Annotated in this window: 23 protein-coding genes; all 23 read left to right on the top strand. The window is 60.5% G+C overall.

Annotated elements, in window-relative coordinates:
• Nucleotides 1-24: 24 nt before the first annotated feature.
• The 23 genes from HJY11_RS10180 to HJY11_RS10290 all read left to right on the top strand — a co-directional run bounded on the left by HJY11_RS10180 (nt 25) and on the right by HJY11_RS10290 (nt 18,233).
• Nucleotides 25-504, top strand: coding sequence for a terminase small subunit (locus tag HJY11_RS10180; RefSeq protein ID WP_208075851.1), 480 nt, complete (start codon nt 25-27; stop codon nt 502-504).
• Complete coding sequence (locus HJY11_RS10185; RefSeq protein WP_208075852.1) at nt 494-1,777, top strand: PBSX family phage terminase large subunit; 1,284 nt, start codon at nt 494-496, stop codon at nt 1,775-1,777. The genes HJY11_RS10180 and HJY11_RS10185 overlap by 11 nt, the downstream gene beginning before the upstream one ends.
• Entirely contained in the window at nt 1,774-3,129 is a 1,356-nt protein-coding gene (locus HJY11_RS10190) for a phage portal protein (protein WP_208075853.1), read from the top strand. The genes HJY11_RS10185 and HJY11_RS10190 overlap by 4 nt, the downstream gene beginning before the upstream one ends.
• Nucleotides 3,113-4,078, top strand: a complete 966-nt coding sequence (locus HJY11_RS10195) for a phage minor head protein (protein ID WP_208075854.1) — start codon at nt 3,113-3,115, stop codon at nt 4,076-4,078. Before HJY11_RS10190 ends, HJY11_RS10195 begins: the two co-directional genes overlap by 17 nt.
• Nucleotides 4,075-4,407 (top strand): HK97-gp10 family putative phage morphogenesis protein, encoded by a 333-nt coding sequence (locus tag HJY11_RS10200; protein ID WP_208075855.1) that lies wholly within the window; start codon nt 4,075-4,077, stop codon nt 4,405-4,407. Before HJY11_RS10195 ends, HJY11_RS10200 begins: the two co-directional genes overlap by 4 nt.
• Before the next feature lie 103 nt (nt 4,408-4,510).
• Nucleotides 4,511-5,062 carry a phage scaffolding protein gene (locus HJY11_RS10205; RefSeq protein ID WP_208075856.1) on the top strand — a complete coding sequence of 184 codons (552 nt, stop codon included), beginning with the start codon at nt 4,511-4,513 and terminating at the stop codon, nt 5,060-5,062.
• A 61-nt stretch (nt 5,063-5,123) separates the two neighbouring features.
• Nucleotides 5,124-5,951 carry a hypothetical protein gene (locus HJY11_RS10210; RefSeq protein WP_208075857.1) on the top strand — a complete coding sequence of 276 codons (828 nt, stop codon included), beginning with the start codon at nt 5,124-5,126 and terminating at the stop codon, nt 5,949-5,951.
• A 120-nt stretch (nt 5,952-6,071) separates the two neighbouring features.
• Nucleotides 6,072-6,245, top strand: coding sequence for a hypothetical protein (locus tag HJY11_RS10215; RefSeq protein WP_208075858.1), 174 nt, complete (start codon nt 6,072-6,074; stop codon nt 6,243-6,245).
• 18 nt (nt 6,246-6,263) lie between these two features.
• Nucleotides 6,264-6,686, top strand: a complete 423-nt coding sequence (locus tag HJY11_RS10220) for a hypothetical protein (RefSeq protein WP_208075859.1) — start codon at nt 6,264-6,266, stop codon at nt 6,684-6,686.
• Nucleotides 6,683-7,030 (top strand): hypothetical protein, encoded by a 348-nt coding sequence (locus HJY11_RS10225; RefSeq protein WP_208075860.1) that lies wholly within the window; start codon nt 6,683-6,685, stop codon nt 7,028-7,030. The genes HJY11_RS10220 and HJY11_RS10225 overlap by 4 nt, the downstream gene beginning before the upstream one ends.
• 2 nt (nt 7,031-7,032) lie before the next feature.
• Complete coding sequence (locus tag HJY11_RS10230; RefSeq protein WP_208075861.1) at nt 7,033-7,404, top strand: hypothetical protein; 372 nt, start codon at nt 7,033-7,035, stop codon at nt 7,402-7,404.
• Between the two features lie 17 nt (nt 7,405-7,421).
• Nucleotides 7,422-8,012, top strand: coding sequence for a hypothetical protein (locus tag HJY11_RS10235; RefSeq protein WP_208075862.1), 591 nt, complete (start codon nt 7,422-7,424; stop codon nt 8,010-8,012).
• A gap of 107 nt (nt 8,013-8,119) precedes the next feature.
• Nucleotides 8,120-8,515: a hypothetical protein gene (locus HJY11_RS10240; protein ID WP_208075863.1), complete on the top strand. Its 396-nt coding sequence runs from the start codon at nt 8,120-8,122 to the stop codon at nt 8,513-8,515.
• Nucleotides 8,516-8,601: 86 nt separating this feature from the next.
• A complete protein-coding gene (locus HJY11_RS10245) occupies nt 8,602-8,787 on the top strand; it encodes a hypothetical protein (RefSeq protein ID WP_208075864.1) in 186 nt (61 codons plus the stop codon).
• Between the two features lie 6 nt (nt 8,788-8,793).
• Entirely contained in the window at nt 8,794-10,914 is a 2,121-nt protein-coding gene (locus HJY11_RS10250) for a phage tail protein (protein WP_208075865.1), read from the top strand.
• Nucleotides 10,915-10,917: 3 nt separating this feature from the next.
• Nucleotides 10,918-11,289: a hypothetical protein gene (locus HJY11_RS10255; RefSeq protein ID WP_208075866.1), complete on the top strand. Its 372-nt coding sequence runs from the start codon at nt 10,918-10,920 to the stop codon at nt 11,287-11,289.
• A gap of 5 nt (nt 11,290-11,294) precedes the next feature.
• On the top strand, nt 11,295-12,677 hold the full coding sequence (locus tag HJY11_RS10260) for a hypothetical protein (protein WP_208075867.1): 1,383 nt from the start codon (nt 11,295-11,297) through the stop codon (nt 12,675-12,677).
• 14 nt (nt 12,678-12,691) lie between these two features.
• Nucleotides 12,692-13,267 (top strand): hypothetical protein, encoded by a 576-nt coding sequence (locus tag HJY11_RS10265; protein ID WP_208075868.1) that lies wholly within the window; start codon nt 12,692-12,694, stop codon nt 13,265-13,267.
• A gap of 4 nt (nt 13,268-13,271) precedes the next feature.
• The gene (locus HJY11_RS10270; RefSeq protein WP_208075869.1) at nt 13,272-13,868 is read left to right on the top strand and encodes a hypothetical protein; all 597 of its coding nucleotides are present in this window, start codon (nt 13,272-13,274) and stop codon (nt 13,866-13,868) included.
• Nucleotides 13,869-13,888: 20 nt separating this feature from the next.
• The gene (locus HJY11_RS10275) at nt 13,889-16,363 is read left to right on the top strand and encodes a collagen-flanked surface repeat-containing protein (protein WP_208075870.1); all 2,475 of its coding nucleotides are present in this window, start codon (nt 13,889-13,891) and stop codon (nt 16,361-16,363) included.
• Between the two features lie 121 nt (nt 16,364-16,484).
• The gene (locus HJY11_RS10280; RefSeq protein WP_208075871.1) at nt 16,485-17,546 is read left to right on the top strand and encodes a GH25 family lysozyme; all 1,062 of its coding nucleotides are present in this window, start codon (nt 16,485-16,487) and stop codon (nt 17,544-17,546) included.
• Between the two features lie 24 nt (nt 17,547-17,570).
• Nucleotides 17,571-17,915 (top strand): hypothetical protein, encoded by a 345-nt coding sequence (locus HJY11_RS10285; protein ID WP_208075872.1) that lies wholly within the window; start codon nt 17,571-17,573, stop codon nt 17,913-17,915.
• A 60-nt stretch (nt 17,916-17,975) separates the two neighbouring features.
• Entirely contained in the window at nt 17,976-18,233 is a 258-nt protein-coding gene (locus HJY11_RS10290) for a holin (RefSeq protein ID WP_243764423.1), read from the top strand.
• Nucleotides 18,234-18,395: the final 162 nt, after the last annotated feature.

Below are 18,395 nucleotides of genomic sequence, written 5' to 3' on the forward strand. Positions count from 1 at the left end.
CATCAACGTAAGGAGGTGCAGATAATGTCAAAGCGAAAAATCAGTTCACCGACCGCCCTTGCGCGAATGTGGGAAGAGTACAAGGCGTACTGCGACTCCTACACAATCAAGCAGGAGGTCGACAGCACGTACACGACGCCCGAGGGCACGACGACGGGAAAGAGCGTGAAGGAAATCCTCTCGCCCATCTCGTACACGAAGGTGGGATTCCTGGCGTACATCGGATTGACACGTCAATCCTTCCATGCCACATACGAGCAAGACCCGGCATACACTGACATTGTGGCGCGTATACGCCTTGAATGCGAGGTAGACGTCCGGGCGAAGTTCGAGACGGGACAAATCAACAGCCGGCTCGCCCCGCTGTGGATGAGCAAGTACGGCTACGGCACGAAGGCCGACGCGGCGGTCGAGCATAAGGCCGACAACAACCTGTTGGAGATGATTCAGCAGTCGCAGGCAGACCTCGGCGACGTGCCCGAGGATGATGAAGATGAAGTATAGCGCCTTCTCCCGCCGACAGCTTCTCTCGATGCTGTGGTGGCAACAGCCGCGCTACAAGGACCGAGATGCCATCATCGCCGACGGTTCCATCCGTTCCGGCAAGACCGTATCCATGACGGTCGGATACATCCTCTGGAGCATGTCGTGCTTCGACAAGCAGTCGTTCGCCATCTGCGGCAAGACCATCGAGTCGCTGCGACGCAACGTGATACTCCACCTGCGAGAATGGCTCCCGGGCGACTTCATCATCGCTGAGAAGCGCAACGAGAACCGCCTCATCATCCAGACGGCCGACGGCCGAGAGAACTCCTACCACCTCTTCGGAGGTCGTGACGAGTCCTCATACATGCTCATCCAAGGTATGACGCTCGCTGGCGTCATGTTCGACGAGGTGGCGCTCATGCCCCGCTCGTTCGTGGAGCAGGCATGCGCCCGTTGCTCCGTGCCGGGCTCGAAGTATTGGTTCAACTGCAACCCTCACAGCCCCGAGCACTGGTTCTACAAGGAATGGGTGAAGAACCACAAGAAGAAGAACGCGCTGCACTTGCACTTCACAATGGACGACAACCTCGCCCTCGACCCTAAAATCAAGGCGCGATACGAGTCCATGTACACCGGCGTGTTCTATCAGCGGTACATCAAGGGCCTGTGGGTGCTTGCCGAAGGCATCATCTACCAGGCGTTCAACAAGGAGACGAGCGTGGTTCCGACGGAACCGCGACCATATAGCAAATACATCGTGAGCATGGACTACGGGATACAGAACCCGACGGCCATGCTTTTATTCGGCCTGTGCGACGGCATCTGGTACCAGGTGGACGAGTTCTACCACAGCGGACGCGACACGGGACGGCAGAAGACGGACGAGGAATACTACGACGACCTATGCGAGCTGGTGGGCGACCTGCCCGTGCGAGAGCTCATCATAGACCCGTCGGCGTCCTCGTTCATCGCACTCGTTCGCAAGCACAAGCGATTCCGCGTGCGCAAGGCGAACAACGACGTGCTGGACGGCATCCAGCACACCGCGACGATGATTCAGGAGCAGCGCTTGCTCGTGAACGACTGTTGCGAGCACACGATACAGGAATACGGCCTGTACTCATGGCAGGAGAAGTCCACCGGCGGCGCAGACAAGCCGATAAAGGAGAACGACCACGCCATGGACGCCACGCGGTACTTCGTCAACACGACGAAGGCGTGGAAGGTCAAAGACGACTACGTTCCGCTACTGGAACGACAACGACAGCGAGGAGGTTACGCGATACGATGAAGACATATCAAGACTTGCTCGACGCAGGAAAAGACGAGACGACGCGTATGCGTTTCGTACTCGCTGCGATTGAAGAGCATAAGAACGGCATCATGTACCGCATCGCCAAGGAGGCGGAGCAGTACGACAAGAGGCAGAACACGACGATACGCAACTACCAGCGTATCTTGTACACGATGACCGGCGCTGCGGTCGAGGACCCGTTCCGCGCCAACCATAAAATCACGAGCGGGTTCTTCCCGCGCTTCGTGAACCAGCAGAACCAGTTCCTGCTCGGCAACGGCGTGACGCTCGCCAAACCGGACAACAAGAAACGGCTGGGGAAGAGCTTCGACAGACAGCTCCAGAAGCTGGGCCACGCGGCCATCGTCGGCGGCGTATCCTTCGGCTTCTGGAACCTCGACCATCTGGACGTGTTCCGCGTCACCGAGTTCGTGCCTTTATACGACGAGAACAACGGGGCGCTCATGGCGGGCATCCGCTTCTGGCAGGTGGCCAAGGACAAGCCGCTGCGCGCCACGCTTTACGAGCTGGACGGGTACACCGACTACGCCAAGGGCGACGACAAGCCGATGAAGGTGCTGAAGGAGAAGCGCAGCTACATCCTCCACATCGCCACGTCCGAGATTGACGGCACGGAGATTTACGACGGCGAGAACTACCCGTCGTTCCCGATTATCCCGCTGTGGTGCAATCAGACGCACCAGAGCGAGCTCGTGGGCATCCGCGAGGCCATCGACAGTTACGACCTCATCAAGTCGGGCTTCGCAAACGACCTCGACCAGGCCTCGATGATTTACTGGATTCTCCAGAACACCGGCGGCATGGACGACCTAGACCTCGCGCGGTTCCTCGACCGGCTCCACACCGTGGGCGCTGCGGTCGTGGACGGCGACGAAGGAGCCAAGGCGGACGCGCACACCATCGACGTGCCGTACCAGTCGCGCACGGCGTACCTCGAGAAGCTGGAAGCTGACCTCTACGCCGACTATCACGCGCTGGACATCTCGAAGCTCATGGGCGGCAACAAGACCGCCACGGAGATTCAGGCGGCCTACGAGCCTATGAACCTCAAGGCCGACCTGTTCGAGTATTGCGTGGACGAGTTCCTCGAGGACTTGTTCGAGCTGGTGGGCATCGACGACGTGCCGACGTTCAACCGCGACATGATTAGCAACCAGCTGGAGTACACGCAGATGATTCTCGCAGCCGCGCCGCAAATCGGCGACGACATGGTGCTGAAGAAGCTCCCGTGGCTCTCCCCGGAGGACGTCGAGCTCATCAAGGCCGAGCGAGACTCCGAGGAGTTCTCGCTGGCCGGCGGAGGTGTGACGGATGGCGAAGAGGCATAACATCGACGCCGTGCACCGGCACACGTCCAAACAGCTGACTCATCTCGAGAAGGCAATCCGCCGACTGTATCGGAAGGCGGCGACCAACGCGGCGAGCGTCGGGGCTCACTACTTCAACCGGTACCGCTCCGAGTGGAACGCCAAGCTGAAACAGCTGAAGGACTGCGACATCACGACGGCGGAGTGGATTCAATGGGCCACCGACACCGTATTCTACGGCGAGGACTTCGCAAGGGTGAGCGACGAGCTCATCGCCTTGCTATCGCATACAGACGCAGACGCGCTTGCGCTCATTGACCAGATACGCACCGACGTATTCGTGCATGCGCACAACTACACGGCGTACATGATAGAGCGCACGTTCTACGATACGGCGTTCACACTCGTGGACGCGCACACGCTGGGGGTGCTGCAAAGCACCGCCCACCCACTTCTCCCTGTGCTCACGCAGAACAGGAAGAAGTACACGCAATGGATGCGGCAACGCATCCGCAACGAAGTGACAGCGGGCATCACGCAGGGCGAGTCCATCGACAAGATGGCCAAACGCCTCGCAAACGCCGCGAACATGAGCAAGAGCGCATCGGTTCGCACGGCCCGCACCGCTTGCACGTGCGCCGAGAACACAGGCAGACAGCAAGCGTATGACGAAGCGGCACAGCAAGGGCTGGAGATGCAGAAGCAATGGCTCTGCGCCGTCGACAAGCGCACGCGTGAGACGCACGCGACGCTGGACGGCGAGACGGTCAGATACGACGCGAAGTTCTCCAACGGTTTGCGGTTCCCCGGCGACCCACAGGGCAAACCCGGTGAGGTGTACAACTGCCGGTGCACGATGGTGACGGTCGACCCCGAGGGAGACATCGGAACCAGACGCATCCAAGGCGAGGAACTGCCGTACATGACATTCGACGACTACATCACGTACAAGGGGGTGCAGGCATCATGATTGACTTCAATCTGAAGAGCAACCTCCCGGAGGTGCAGGCCGAGCTTGAGCGACGCATCGCGAACGCGGCGACAAGGTGCGCGAACGAGATGGAGCGCCACGCGAAGCTGAGGTGCCCCGTCGACACCGGACGCCTGCGCAACAGCGTGACGACGGCGGTCGAGACCGAGGACGACACGGCCACCGTGTACGTCGGAAGCAACGTCGAATACGCTCCGCACGTGGAGCTGGGAACGTCGCGCAGTGAGGCGCAGCCGTTCCTGAAACCGGCGGTCGCCGACCATCAAGACGCGTATGCGCGAATCATACGCAGCGAGCTGGACGGCTAACCGCCTACGCAACCAGGTGAAACGCGGGCACGCCCCGCTTTCATATATACAACATGCAAATCTGGACGCCGAGGCAATGGCGTCAAGGGAAAGGATGATAGACATGGCACTTACACGCAAATTTCTGAAGGCACTGGGCATTGAGGACGACAAGGTGGATGAAATCATCACCGCCCACAGTGACACGGTGAACGCCCTCAAAGAAGAGAGGGACAACTACAAGGCAGACGCCGACAAGCTCAAGGACGTACAGTCGCAGCTTGACACTGCCAACGCAGCTTTGAACGACGCGAAGGACGACAGGTTCAAGGCGAAGTACGAGAAGGAGCATCAGGACTTCGAGGACTTCAAGGCGGGTATCGAGGCGAAGAAGGCGCAGGAGGCCAAGGAATCGGCCGTCAAGGCGTACTTCAAGGAAAAGGGCATCTCCGACAAGGGCATGACGCTGGCAATGCGCTACATCGGCGCAGAAGTCGACGCGCTGGAGCTCGACGAGGGCAAGATTAAGGACACGAAGAGCCTTGACGACGCCATCGCCGGCGACCTCGCTTCGCTGGTCGTGACGACCGGAACGAAGGGCGCGGACACTGCAACGCCTCCAGAAGGCGGCAGCGGCGAACCGTCAACCCCGGTGAGCATCCCTGCAATCTTTTAACCAGTGCGCCAAGACGGCGCACGCCATACATTGAGTAAACAAACGAAAGGATGATTTTATTATGGCACGTATTCAATCTCTGAGTGTGCTCGACACTGAATCGGGCAAGGACTATCTTGCTGAGTCCTATGGCAAGGTCATTGCCAACGTCGGCAAGAACACTATCTCTTCCAAGCTGAAGAACACGGACCTCTCCGGCGTACCGGGTGCGGGTTCCGTCGAGGCCAAGCGCTTCGTGAACCGCAAGTCCAACAACTACGGCACGGCTCGTTCCGGCGGTAAGGGACAGCAGGCGAAGGCCAAGGCCGTCACTGTCGCCATCGACACGGACAAGGAGCTCATCACCGAGGTCGAGCAGAAGGACGTCAGCCTCTACGGCGTTGACAACTTCATCGAGCGCCAGGTGGCCATGGACGAGAAGTCCATGATTCGCGAGCTCGAGCGCGACTTCTTCGCGAAGGCATCCGCTGCGGGCACGAAGGTGACTCCGAAGGGAACGACTCCGCAGGAGAAGCTCGAGGAGCTCATTCAGGCCGTCGAGACGGTGTCCAACGACTACGTCGACGGTGTCGAGCGCGATATGATTGCGGTCGTGTGTGCTCCTGCCTTCTACGGTCAGATTCGCACGTACCTCGACAACGCGAACCACAACACGAAGGACGAGGAAGTCGACACGTACCACGGCGTGAAGGTGTACAGCTCTGTGTACCTGCCGGCCACTGACGAGGCTATCGCCATGGCGGAGGGTGCTGTCGCGCAGCCGGTTCTTCCGACTGTCTCCAACCCCGCGAAGATTCCGCTGTCCAACGCGTACTCTTTCGGCATGTTCTACAGCTACGGAACGAAGGCGGTCACTGAAGACCTCATCTTCAAGCTGACGACTGCCTAACCCTGACGGGTACCGAGATACCGACGGGGCGGGTGAACAGCCCGCCCCTTCTATTTCCAACTGACACATGAACAGCCACCCGCGAGGTGGCTTTATTTATAGAAGGAGGTCACGAAGACTATGAAGAAGTTCAAGAACGCGCACGGCACGGTGTACGAGCCGGCCACAGAGGCAGTCGAGGCGATGATGCTGAAAGACCCGCGCCTCACAGTCGTGACGGCGAAGAAACCGGCGAGCAAGCCGGCGGACAAGAAGCCTGAGGCTGTGGCCGACAAGGCCGCGGCGTCGAAATAGCGGAAGGAGGACGAGCGTATGCGTATGCTGGAAGCGGTGCTGAAGCACCTCAACAACTGGTTCGTCTCTCCCGACGGCATCCATCAGGGCACGTTCACCATCGAAGACGGCAGCATTGACTTGTCCGAGTTCCTGCTTGACGGTCAGCTCTTCCGTATCTGCGGTTCCGTGTTCAACGACGGCGTGTACGCCAACCCGGCGGAGACGCTCACGGACGAGACGTTCACCGGAGCCGTCTGGGCGCTGAGCGTGCCGCCCGCGCTCATCGACCTAGTGCATGACATCGAGGCATATGAGGCCTCCGACGGCAGCAAGCCGTCCCCTTATAAATCAGAGAGTTTCGGCGGGTACAGCTACACGCGTGCCACGGACGCCGACGGTGCCCCTCTGTCATGGAAGAAGGTGTTCCGCTCGCGATTGAACGAGTGGAGGAAGATATGAGCCTTATCGACAATTTCCGCACGCCCTGCGTGATGCGCATCAAGACAAGCATGCCCGACGGAGAGGGCGGCTCCCATGTATCGTGGGCCGACGGCGCGGCGTTCACGCCCGCCATCGTCAAGGACAAGGACGTCGACACGGTCGTCGCAGACCGTGAGCAGGCATCGTGCACGTACACCGTGACGGTGGACAAGACGCACGACATCCCCTACCACAGCGTGTTCAAGCGCATCTCCGACGGCAAGCTGTTCTGTGTCGTGAGCGACCAAGAGGACACGCAGTCGCCCGACTGCGCCACGTTCTCCCTCAAACAGGTGACGGCAATCGAATGGGAGGAGGCGTAGACATGGCACAGACGAAGGCGAAGGCGATACATGAATTTTTCAACGGCGTGATGACGGCGTACCCGTCCGCAGCCGTTCCAGACGATGCGGCCATGCCGTATCTGACATACACGTACAGCGAGGGATTCTTCGGGGACGCACCGCAGGCACTGACGGTGAACATCTACGCCCGCACAGAGTCCGAGGCTGACATCAACGCGCTCGCCAAGAAGCTCGCCGACGCAATCGGTCGGGGCGGGCACCTCGTCGCTTGCGACGAGGGAGCCATCTGGCTGAAGCGCGGTACCCCGTGGTGCCAGAACGCACCATACGACGACAGGAGCATCAAGCGCCGGTACATCAACGTATCCGCTGAGTTCCTGACCATTGACTAACGAAGGAGTGAAGATACATGAAGTTTACAAAGATTCCAGAGACGGCGTTCGATGAGATTCAGCTCAACGCCGGCATCTTGCTGAAGACTTTCGCACCGGAGACGGCCACGTTCGAGCCGACGGGCATCCTGGGCGCCACTTCGGGCGGCATCAACTTCGAGGCCGTCCCAACTTTCAAGGACTTCGGCGAGGACATCGACAACTGCCCCAAGAACATGAAGGAGCTCAAGAAGCTCGAGTCGTGGGAAGTGAAGCTGTCCGGCAGCTTCGTGACCGTCACGGCAGATTCCGCGAAGCTCATGGTGGGCGCTGCGGATTCCGCGAAGGCAGGCACGGCTGACAAGATTACGCCGCGCAACGACATCAAGGATGCGGACTTCTCCGACATCTGGCTCGTGGGCGACTACTCCGGCAAGAACGGAGACAAGAACGGCGGATTCATCGCCATCCACATGCTGAACGCCCTCTCCACTGGAGGCTTCAAGCTCCAGACGGCTGACAAGGACAAGGGCAAGATGAGCTTCGAGTTCACCGGCCACTACAGCATGAGCGCGCAGGACACGGTGCCTTTCGAGATTTACATCAAGAAGGGCGCAGAAGAGGCCTGAGCTGCGAACGCGGCTCGACCGCGTACAACGACAAAGACACGGAGAGGGAGCAAGAAGGCTCCCTCTCTTGCTTAACGCATAGATACACGTAGAAGGAGGACAAGAAAATGAAACTTTCAGATATTAAGGGTGCTGACGTGTTCGACGTCATCGCCGACTGCATCGAACCTATCACGAACATCGCGACGGACGAGAAGGCAATGGCGCTTTTCAAGCGTGAGGTCGTACCTGCTGGGGCGAACATCCGCGGGCTTGCCGCGAAGCGTCTGGCCAAGGGATTGCCCGCGCTCATGCACGACCACAAGGAAGACCTTGTGACCATCCTCGCGGCGGTGAACCTCGCAGACCGCGAAGAGTACGCGAAGGACTTGACACTTGGCAAGCTCATCGCAGACATGACAGACCTCATCAGTGACCCTATGTTCGCTGATTTTTTTACGTCTGCGGAGGTGGCGACGGGAACGGATACGGCACAGGGCGGTATCGCTGCTTCTGCTATCTAAACGAGTTCCGAGGGCACACACTCCGGCAGTTCTGCGGGTACGCGAAGTCTCGCATCCTGCAAGACCTGCACGATGAGACATTCCGGGTGTACGTCACGGATTCCCTGCGCACGATATCTGAAAACACAGCCCGGTTCAGCGGTGGAACATACGCCCGCCAGCGGTACTACGACGTGGTCAACCCTCCGAAGGAGGACACGCGTACAGGCGACGAAATCGCTGCGGACATCATCGCAATGGCTGGGCTGACTCCGACCAGCGGAAGGGAGTGATGACACATGGATTTACTGGACATCTATGCAAAGATGACCATCGACACAAGCAAATACACGGAGAACCTCTCGAAGGCGGAACGTGAGGCGAAGAAGTTCGCCGAGCAATCCGCCCGAGACAACCGCAAGTACGAAGAACAGCGTGCACGTGACTCCCGCAAGTACGCGGAACAGAAGGCGCGGGACGCCAAGCGGTACGAGGAGCAACGCGCACGCGACAAGGCGCGATTCGAACAGCAACAGGCGCGCGACGAGCGCCGGTACGCCGAACAGAGAGCCCGAGACGCCGAGCGAATGGCGCAGCAGAAGGCACGCGCCGAGCAACGGGAGGCCGAGAAGGCCGCCAAGGAGCAGCAGCGTATCCGCAAACAGCTTGAGAAGGACGAGGCGGCATCCCACCAGAAGCGTATCGACATGGTACAGAAAGGCGGGGTGAAGGCCCTTGACGTCGTCAAGGGCATCGTGAAGGCGGCAACGGCCGTCGTGACCATCACGGCCACCGGTATCACGGCCGTGGCCAAAAGCTCCGTGGACGCCTACGGTGAGGCCGAACAGCTCGTCGGAGGCGTGGAGAAACTTTTCGGCGGTAGCGCCGCTATCGTCAAGGCATACGCAGACAACGCGTTCAAGTCTGCGCAGATGTCATCCAACGAGTACATGCAGATTGCCACGTCGTTCAGCGCATCGCTCATGCAGGCGCTGGGCAATGATTCCGCGGCCGCTGCGGAGATGGTGAACGTCGCCATCAACGACATGGCCGACAACTGGAACACCTACGGCACGCGTGCCGAGGACGTGAAGAACGCATACCAAGGGTTCGCGAAGCAGAACTACACGATGCTCGACAACTTGAAACTGGGCTACGGGGGCACGGCGGCGGAGATGGCAAGGCTCATCAACGACGCGGGGCTTCTCGGCCGTACAGTGGATGAGAGTCTCGAGGGCGTGACGTTCGCGGACATCATCATGGCCATCCACAAGGTACAGGAGAACCTGAAGCTGACGGGAACGTCCAGCAAAGAGGCGGCGTCGACCGTGCAGGGTTCCATCGCCACCATGAAGGCCGCGTGGCAGAACTTCCTCGTGGCGCTGGCCGACCCCAACGCCGACTTCGACAAGGTGACTGACAACCTCGTGACGTCCATCGACGCCGTGCTCGACAAGGTGGGGCCGATTCTCGTGCGAGTGTTCGACCGACTGGGCGACGCGTTCGAGGAACGGGGCCCGGAGATTCTCGACATGCTCGGCAGCATGCTGGAGGACATCATGCCGGGGCTCATGGGAGCGGTTCAATCGTTGCTGCTTGCCATCTGCGAGTTCATCACATCCGGCGACAACATACAGCAGATAGCCAACGTGGTGCGCGTGATATGCGACACCATCGTGTTCCTGCTGCAAAACGACGAAATCAAGGCGGCAATCGTCATGGTCGTCCGAGAAATCGGCGGCGTGATGCTCGCGGCCGCATGGGAGGGCTTCGTCGCATTGTCCGAGACCTTGGTCGAGGGCGTGCTCGAGATAGCGTCCCGCCTCGTCGTGGGCCTGTCCTACGGGCTGTGGCTCGTCATCTACGGCATCGGAAGCATCCTCGGAGAGGTCGGCAAGACCATCTGGAAGGGACTGAGCGGAGCGTGGGAGTCTGTCACCGACTTCTTCGCAAAGGTGGGCTCTGGCCTGGCCAACGTGGGCAAGAACATCATCAAGGGCTTCGCAGACGGCATCATGGCCGGCGCTGGCTTCTTGTACGACGTGCTGAACACGCTGAGCTTCGGACTGCTCGACAAGGTCTGCGACTTCTTCGACATCAACTCCCCTTCTCGCGTCATGCGCGTGCAGGGTCGATTCATCACGGAGGGGCTCGCCCTCGGTATCGAGGACGAAGGCGACAACGCCGAGCGTTCCGTGCGCGACATCTCGCAGCGCATCCGCGGCGGGTTCTCGTCTGAGACCGTCGGATACGGAGACAGCGCGGCGGGTGGACTGCACAACGCTATCGCATCGCAAAGCCGTGGCGATGGCGACGGCACACCGACGACGATTATCGTCCAGAGCGTGCTGGATGGCCGTGTCATCGGCGAGACGGCGTACAACTACAACCGACGAATCGGTCGAGCACTGGGGGTGTAATTCATGACCGGATTGACATTGAGCATCGCTGGCGTGGATTTCTCCTCCAGCGTGTCCACATACAAGGTGACGAAGGAAGTCACCTACAAAAAGATAATCACGACGCTGGATGACGTCGAGCACCCGTACCCGGGCAAGCTCCGCGACATCCTGAGCGTCTCATTCCTGCCGATAACGGAGGCGGAGGCCACAAGGCTGTACACGGCATTGAACCGCCTCTCCGTATCGGTCATATATACCGACCCGAGCAAGGACGGAGCCACTACGACGAAGACCATGCGCGTGACCTCGAACATCGAGGCCGTGTTCGCATTGAAGAGCGTCGACGGCAAACGCCGGTACACGGGCGGAGAGATTGAGCTGAGGGAGGCGTAAAGACTATGAAGCAGACAACGCAAAGCTACAAGGACATTTTCGCCAACCCCAACCACTGGGCGGAGCATCAGGTGACCATCAACGGGGTCACCTACGGGATGGACGCCATCGTGAAGCTGAGCACGCCCGGGCAACTGTTCGATACAAGTGGCCCGGGTATCGGCTCCGCCGTGTCTCGCGAGATGGAGCTAGAGTTCATGCCTCGCGGAACCATTCCGGCGGCTGCGAAGTGCGTGGTGAAGACGCGCATCGGAGCGATTGACGAAGCCACGGGGTTCGAGCAATGGAGCACATGGATTCCCATGGGCGAGTTCTACATCGACTCCCGCGCCTACGACGAGACCGGCGAAGTGATGAAGGTTCACTGTTACGACGCCATGCTGAAGACCGAGTACGTGTATCTGGACAAGCACATGGACTCCGACAGCGGAGCCTCCTGGCCGAAGCGAGCCCGGGAGGTATACCAGAACATCAGCGCCGACATCGGCGTCACCGGAAGCGCGGACGTGATACAGGCGATTCCCGCAAGCTGGGTGATGCCGTACCCGGGCAACAAGACAGCTCGCGACTTGCTGCGAGAGATTGCCGTCGCATTGGGCGGCAACTTCGTCGTGAACGACAGCGGGCTCCTTGCCTGCGTGCGACTGAAGAAGTCGACGACGGTGGCGCAAGACCTGAAGCTGAACGTGGGGGCGCTTGAGCGAGGCGTCGACTCCGGCGCGTTCACGAAGGTGCGCATCACGGGCATCCAGGGCGTGGAAGGCGTCACGGAGTACACGGCGGGAAACGATACGGGTCTGACCATCGAGGGCGAGTGCCCGTGGGGCACGCAGGCCATCGCCGACAGCGTGCTGAGCACGATTGCCGGCTGGGTGTACCGGCCATATACGGCGTCGGAGGCCTTGCTTGACCCGGCGGTGGAAATCGGCGACACGGTGAAGATTAACGGCTGGACGTCCATGGTGGCGAAGCTCGACCGCAACTTCGACAAGATGTGCGACGCGACGCTCTCGGCACCCGAGGACGAGGAGCTGAACCACGAGTACCCCTATGTGTACACGGGATACAAGGGAAACCACGAGCTGAAGAAGGTCGAGCAGGAGGTCAACAAGGTGGACGCCGAGGTGGCCGGCTTGAAGAGCGACCTGGGCGAGACCAACAAGAGCCTGAGCGAGACCAACAAGAACCTGGAAGCGTTCAAAGGCAGCATCGGCTCCATGAGCTCGCAAAGAACGACGGCGCTCAACTTCTCGAAATGGAGCTCCAAGGAGTTCACCGAGACGCTGGAAGGCGGCACGGTGATGACGTACACGCTGACATTCGACTCGAGCGGACGGCCTACGAAGGTCACGGCCTCGGACGGCCACGCTATAGGTATCACATGGTAAAGGAGGTAGAGAGGATGGCATACGACACGGCATCATTCCAGGCGGGCATCGTCGCCGGGCGTGCTCTGAGAGGTCGACGACCCGGCGCGACCGGTGGCGGTGACGTCACGGAGTTCAATAAGGCCATGACAGACGCCCGCATCGAGCTGGCGGTCATCTCGAGCATCACCATGCTCGCGCATCTGGACTTCAAGGGATTCGAGGAAAGGGGCACGAACTGGGAGCTGCGCATCGTGAGCCAGTCGGCCCTGAAAGTGAAGCAAGGCTGGGACGAGTGCTTCATCATGCCCCCGACAGAGCTCACTCTACCAGATACGCCAGAGTACCCGACCATTGTGACCATGCCGGACATCTCCGGCTCGTACACCGTGGAAGACGGCAAGGCGTTCACGCTGTCGCGGCGGGTCAACGGACTCGACGGCGTGTCGTTCTCCGAGGAGGACAACGGCGTGAAGCGCGAGCTGGTGTACAAGGGCACGGCGTACAGGATGGCGCTGACAGGCGCGGGCTGGGAGGCCGACAACGCCGACATGCTCTGGACGATGAGAGCCCCTATCTTCATCCCGTACATGAGAGCAAGGGAGGTGTAGAGACATGGAGCAGAACTCATTCATCAAAGGCCTGGAGGTCGGGTGGGCGCTCCGTGGCTGGCGCATCCCCGACAAAGGCGGAGACGGCGGGCTGATGCCCCCGGGCAACGCAAAGGAGACCGCCGAGATGTTCGTGAAGAACGCGCACGTGCGGTTCCCGACCATCTCGGACGTTGGGCTGACCGTCGGGCTTGTGGAGCGCGAGGTCGTCATGAGCTCATCGACACGGGTGGGCGGCGCTAAATGGGAGACGCAGATAAGCGTGGCCAGCGGAGCGCACACAAGGGACGGCGCGTGCCTCGGATACGTGATGTGCGGCGATAACATCAGCATCCCGAGAGGCGGAAGCATCCCGCAACTTCTGAAATCACCCGGCACGTACCTGCGAGGCTCTCACGACGTGCTCATACTTCGCGGAGACACATGGGAGCCGTTGGCCGACGCCAGGCTGTACCTGACAACGGCACCGCTCCCCAGCGCGTTCATCCCAGGCATCTCGTGGATGGCGTCATCCTTGCCGTACAAGGTCGTGTGCCAAGGTACGGGCTGGAATGGCGTGAGCGGTGCGTGGACGGTGAAGTTCGCGCAACTGAAACAATAAGACAAAGGAGGAATCAGACTATGATTCGTACACATGTGAGGCCTATCAACGGGCGAGACATCCCCATCGGTCGCAAGGGCGAGACGATGGCGCGAGACATCGACTTCACGGACATCATCAACGAAATTAAGAACGACTACGGCGACGGCGGCAAGGTCGTCGTGCTGGTACGGCGCAGCGGCGAGGAGACGACATACCCCGCGGCGAGCGTGGACGAGAGCAAGGGCCTCGTCTGGACGCCCACGAGCACGGACACGGCAATCGCAGGGCGCGGAAGCGTCGAGGTGGACTACTACGTCGGCGACACGCTTGTGAAGTCCGTGCTGTTCACGACGCGCGTCAAGGATGCGCTGGATGTGACAGGCGAAACGCCGGAACCCGGCTACGACTACATGAAGCAGGTGCTCGAGGCACTCGAGAAGGTCGGAACGGGCATCGTCGAAGTCAAGCAGAACGATGACAGCTCCGTGACGTTCGTCATGAGCGACAAGACGGAGTACACCACGAAGCCCCTGAAGGGTGCGGACGGCGATGCGGGCGTGAGCCCGACGGTGAAGACCGAGAGCATCGAGGGCGGCACGCGAGTGACCATCACCGACGCAAGCGGCGAGCACAGCTTCGACGTCATGAACGGCGTCGGAGGCGAAGGCGGAACCGTGACAGCTCCGACTATCGGAGAGAACGGCAACTGGTACATCAACGGGCAGGACACGGGCAAGCCGTCCCGTGGCGAGAACGGCGCAGACGGCAAGGACGGAGCACCTGGAGCGCCTGGAGCCGATGGAGCGCCTGGCGTACCCGGCAAGGACGGCAAGCCCGGCGCTGATGGAGCCGACGGCTTCTCCCCTACCGTACACGTGGAAGACGCAGAGGGCAGCCACACCGTGACCATCACGGACAAGACCGGAGACCATCGCTTCACCGTACACGACGGACAGAACGGTGCTCCTGGCAAGGATGGAGCGCCTGGAGCGAAGGGAGACCCCGGCCAAGATGGAGCACCGGGTGCCGATGGACAGGACGGTACTGACGGCGTGTCCCCTACCGTATCGACCGAGAACATCGCAGGCGGTACGCGCGTGACCATCACCGACAAGGGCGGAGCCCACGCGTTCGACGTCATGAACGGCAAGGACGGCGGAGAGGCTGCAACGCCTACCATCGGAGAGAACGGCAACTGGTACATCAACGGCGTCGACACGCAGAAACCGTCACGCGGCGAACGTGGCGAGAACGGCGCAGACGGTGCCCCCGGCCAAGATGGAGCCCCTGGTGTCGCCGGTGCCGACGGCAAGGACGGCGCGCCTGGAGCAAAGGGAGACCCCGGCGAACCCGGAGCCGACGGCTTCAGCCCAACTGTACAGGTGAGCGAAGGAGAAGGAACGCACACCGTGACCATCACGGACAAGTCTGGAGCCCATGCCTTCACCGTACACGATGGACAGAACGGACAGGACGGTGCCCCCGGCAAGGACGGAGCACCTGGAGCAAAGGGAGACCCCGGCGAGCCTGGCACGCCTGGAGCAGATGGAGCCCCTGGCGCACCGGGAGCCGACGGTTTCAGCCCTACCGTGACGACGGCGGCTGTCTACAACGGTACGAAGGTGACCATCACCGACAAGGACGGCCCTAAAGAGTTCACCGTCAAGAACGGCACGGACGGTAAGAAGGGCATCCGAGGCACCGGCATCTATGTAGCCACGAAAGCACCGGCAGTCATGAGCGACGGACGCACATATCAGTTTGATGTTGGTACGATTAAACCGAGCATCAGCAATGAACGAAACCCGTACTACGGCGACACGGTCATCTCGCCCGATGGCATCCTTTACCATTTGACGTCCACAGCGAATAGCCGTCTGGCGGCACGGTACGAGGACGAGAACGGCGAGCCTATCTCCATCAAGGGAGCGGACGGCGGAGGCGGTGGCGACACGCCGAAGCCTATGGCGCTGACGCTCAAGGGAAGCGACATCTACCAGCTGTTCAAGTCGTCCTCGTTCACGCTGGCACACGACGGGGCGAACGTCATCTGGGGCATGCTCGGCGACGAGAAGGTGACGAACGTCAAGGCGGAGCTGACGGCAAAGACCGGAGAGTTCCGCATCCTCTTCGACATCCTCTGCGACATGGGCAACGCCACGGAACCCATGAACGTCGGCTGCACATACGACGCGGCGGGCGGTAAATGGGGGCGTGCGATGAGCAACATGTTCACGGGCATCGCCGGCATGGCGAGTGCCATGAGCCCCGACGCCATGAGGCTGAACGGAGGCATCATCGACGCTATGCACGTGCAGAAGGCCGGCGACACGGGCGCGGGCGTCATCGGGGTGTTCCGAGAAGTGGTCAACCCGGTGAGCATCTACCCGGAACCGACCAAGCCGGTGTACGAGCTGAATCTCAACCTCGAGGGCATCACGCTCGACAAGGTCTCCAAGGGCGACACGGTACAGGTGGCCATCAAGGGGCACGTGCCGGTGCTGGCCGTCTAGGACGTTAAGACATACACGATACACGGAGCGGGTGCGAAAGCGCCCGCTCTTCATATAAGGGCCCGGGATACGGGCTCGATGCAAGAAGAGCCGCGATAGGCGGCGGAAAGGATGAGACATTATGGCAATGAACGGCATTGACATTTCCAACTATCAGCGAGGCCTCGACCTCGCGAAGGTGCCTTGTGATTTCATTATCTGCAAGGCGACCGAGGGGACTAACATCGTGCACAACACATGTGACCCTTGGATTCAGCAGGCTAAAAAGCTCGGTAAGAAGTGGGGCTTTTATCACTTCCTGGCCGGCGGCGACCCTATCGCCGAGGCCGACTTCTTCGTGAAGAACTGCGAGAACTACTTCGGCGAGGGCATCCCCGTCCTCGACTACGAGATGTACGGACGCAAGGTAGGCACGGCAGGAGCCAAGAAGTTCCTCGACCGCGTGTACGAGAAGACGAAGGTACGCTGCATGGTGTACACGTCCCGCTCCGTGCTCACAGAGGAGAACTGGAGCGCAATCGCCCCGAACCATGCGCTCTGGGTGGCGCAGTACCCGAACTACAACCACACGGGCTACCAGTCCGACCCGTGGTTCCCGGCCGGTTCCATCGGCGCGTTCAAGTTCGTCACGATGCACCAGTACACGAGCTCGGGTCGCCTGCCCGGATACAACGGCAACCTCGACCTCGACATCGCGTACCTCGACCGTGCCGGATGGGATGCAATCGCACGCGGAGACCGTGGCGGAGCCTCCAAGCCCAACACGCCGGCACCGGCTCCGACACCGACGCCGTCGGCACCGGCCGGGTCGACTCTCGACCTCGCGTGCAAGGTGATGCGCGGCGAGATGGGCAACGGCGCAGACCGTCGCAAGAAGCTGGGCAACCGGTACGACGAGGTGCAGGACTTCATCAACCACATCAACAGCGCGGGCGCGGGAACTCTCGCGAACGAGGTGCTGGCCGGCAAGTACGGCAACGGCGACACGCGCAAGACGGTGCTCGGCTCTCGCTACAACGATGTGCAGAACATCGTCAACGGACGCGGCAAGAAGTCCATCGACACGGTGGCACGCGAGGTCATCCGCGGAGAGTGGGGCAACGGCTCCGCACGTCGCAAGAAGCTGGAGGCCGCGGGCTACGACTACGACGCCGTACAGAAGCGCGTGAACCAGCTTCTCTAACACACACGGAAAGAGGTGAACAGCATGCAGGTACCAGTGAACCTTGACCAGCTCATCGCTATCGCATCGCTGTTCGTCGCAGCCACCGTCGCAATCGTGAACTCGATACGCAACCGCAAAACGGATGCGGAGTCCATGCGCGACGAGGCGGCGCGACGCCAGCGCATAGCGGACAAGCTGGACGCAATCGGGGCATCTGTCGATGAGACCCGTGCCATCGTGAAGACGCTCGACAAAAAAATCGAGCAGCACGGCACGCAAATCACCCGCCTCGAGATGAAGGTGGACGAGCAGGAACGACGTATCACGGCGCTCGAGAAACGCTGTGAGCGCCATTTCGGCGTGTCCAAGCACAATGACAGCAACTAACGCAAAAGACGCCGTGAGCGTCGAATTTGAAGCCCTGAAGGGCGAAAGGAGAACATCATGATGAGTAAGAAGTATTGGATTAACTGGGCTAAGGCTGCGGGAATCCGCGCCGTCAAGACTTTCGCGGAGGCGATGCTCGGCTTCGTCGGAGTGAGCGGAGTCGCCATGGGGGCCATCGACTGGGGAATGGCCACGAGCGTGGCAACCGCCGCGATGATTGCATCCTTCCTCATGTCCGTCGTCGGACTCCCCGAGGTGTCCGTCGAAGAGGACGGCGACCTCGCCATCGGCGACCCCGAGGACGACACAATCGAATAGCCTGAAAGAAGAGCGCCATCCCTTCGAGGGGTGGCGCATTTTTCGTGCCTCGAAATGCGGGACTACTACCGCCGAGGTACATGCGAGAGGGGCGAACCGCGTTCCCCTCAAAAAGTGAAAAAGCGTTTTTGAGGGGGAAAATCGGATGCTAAACGCTCGTTT

The organism is Bittarella massiliensis (ex Durand et al. 2017) (assembly GCF_017566145.1).
In the GTDB taxonomy this organism is placed as follows: domain Bacteria; phylum Bacillota; class Clostridia; order Oscillospirales; family Ruminococcaceae; genus Bittarella; species Bittarella massiliensis_A.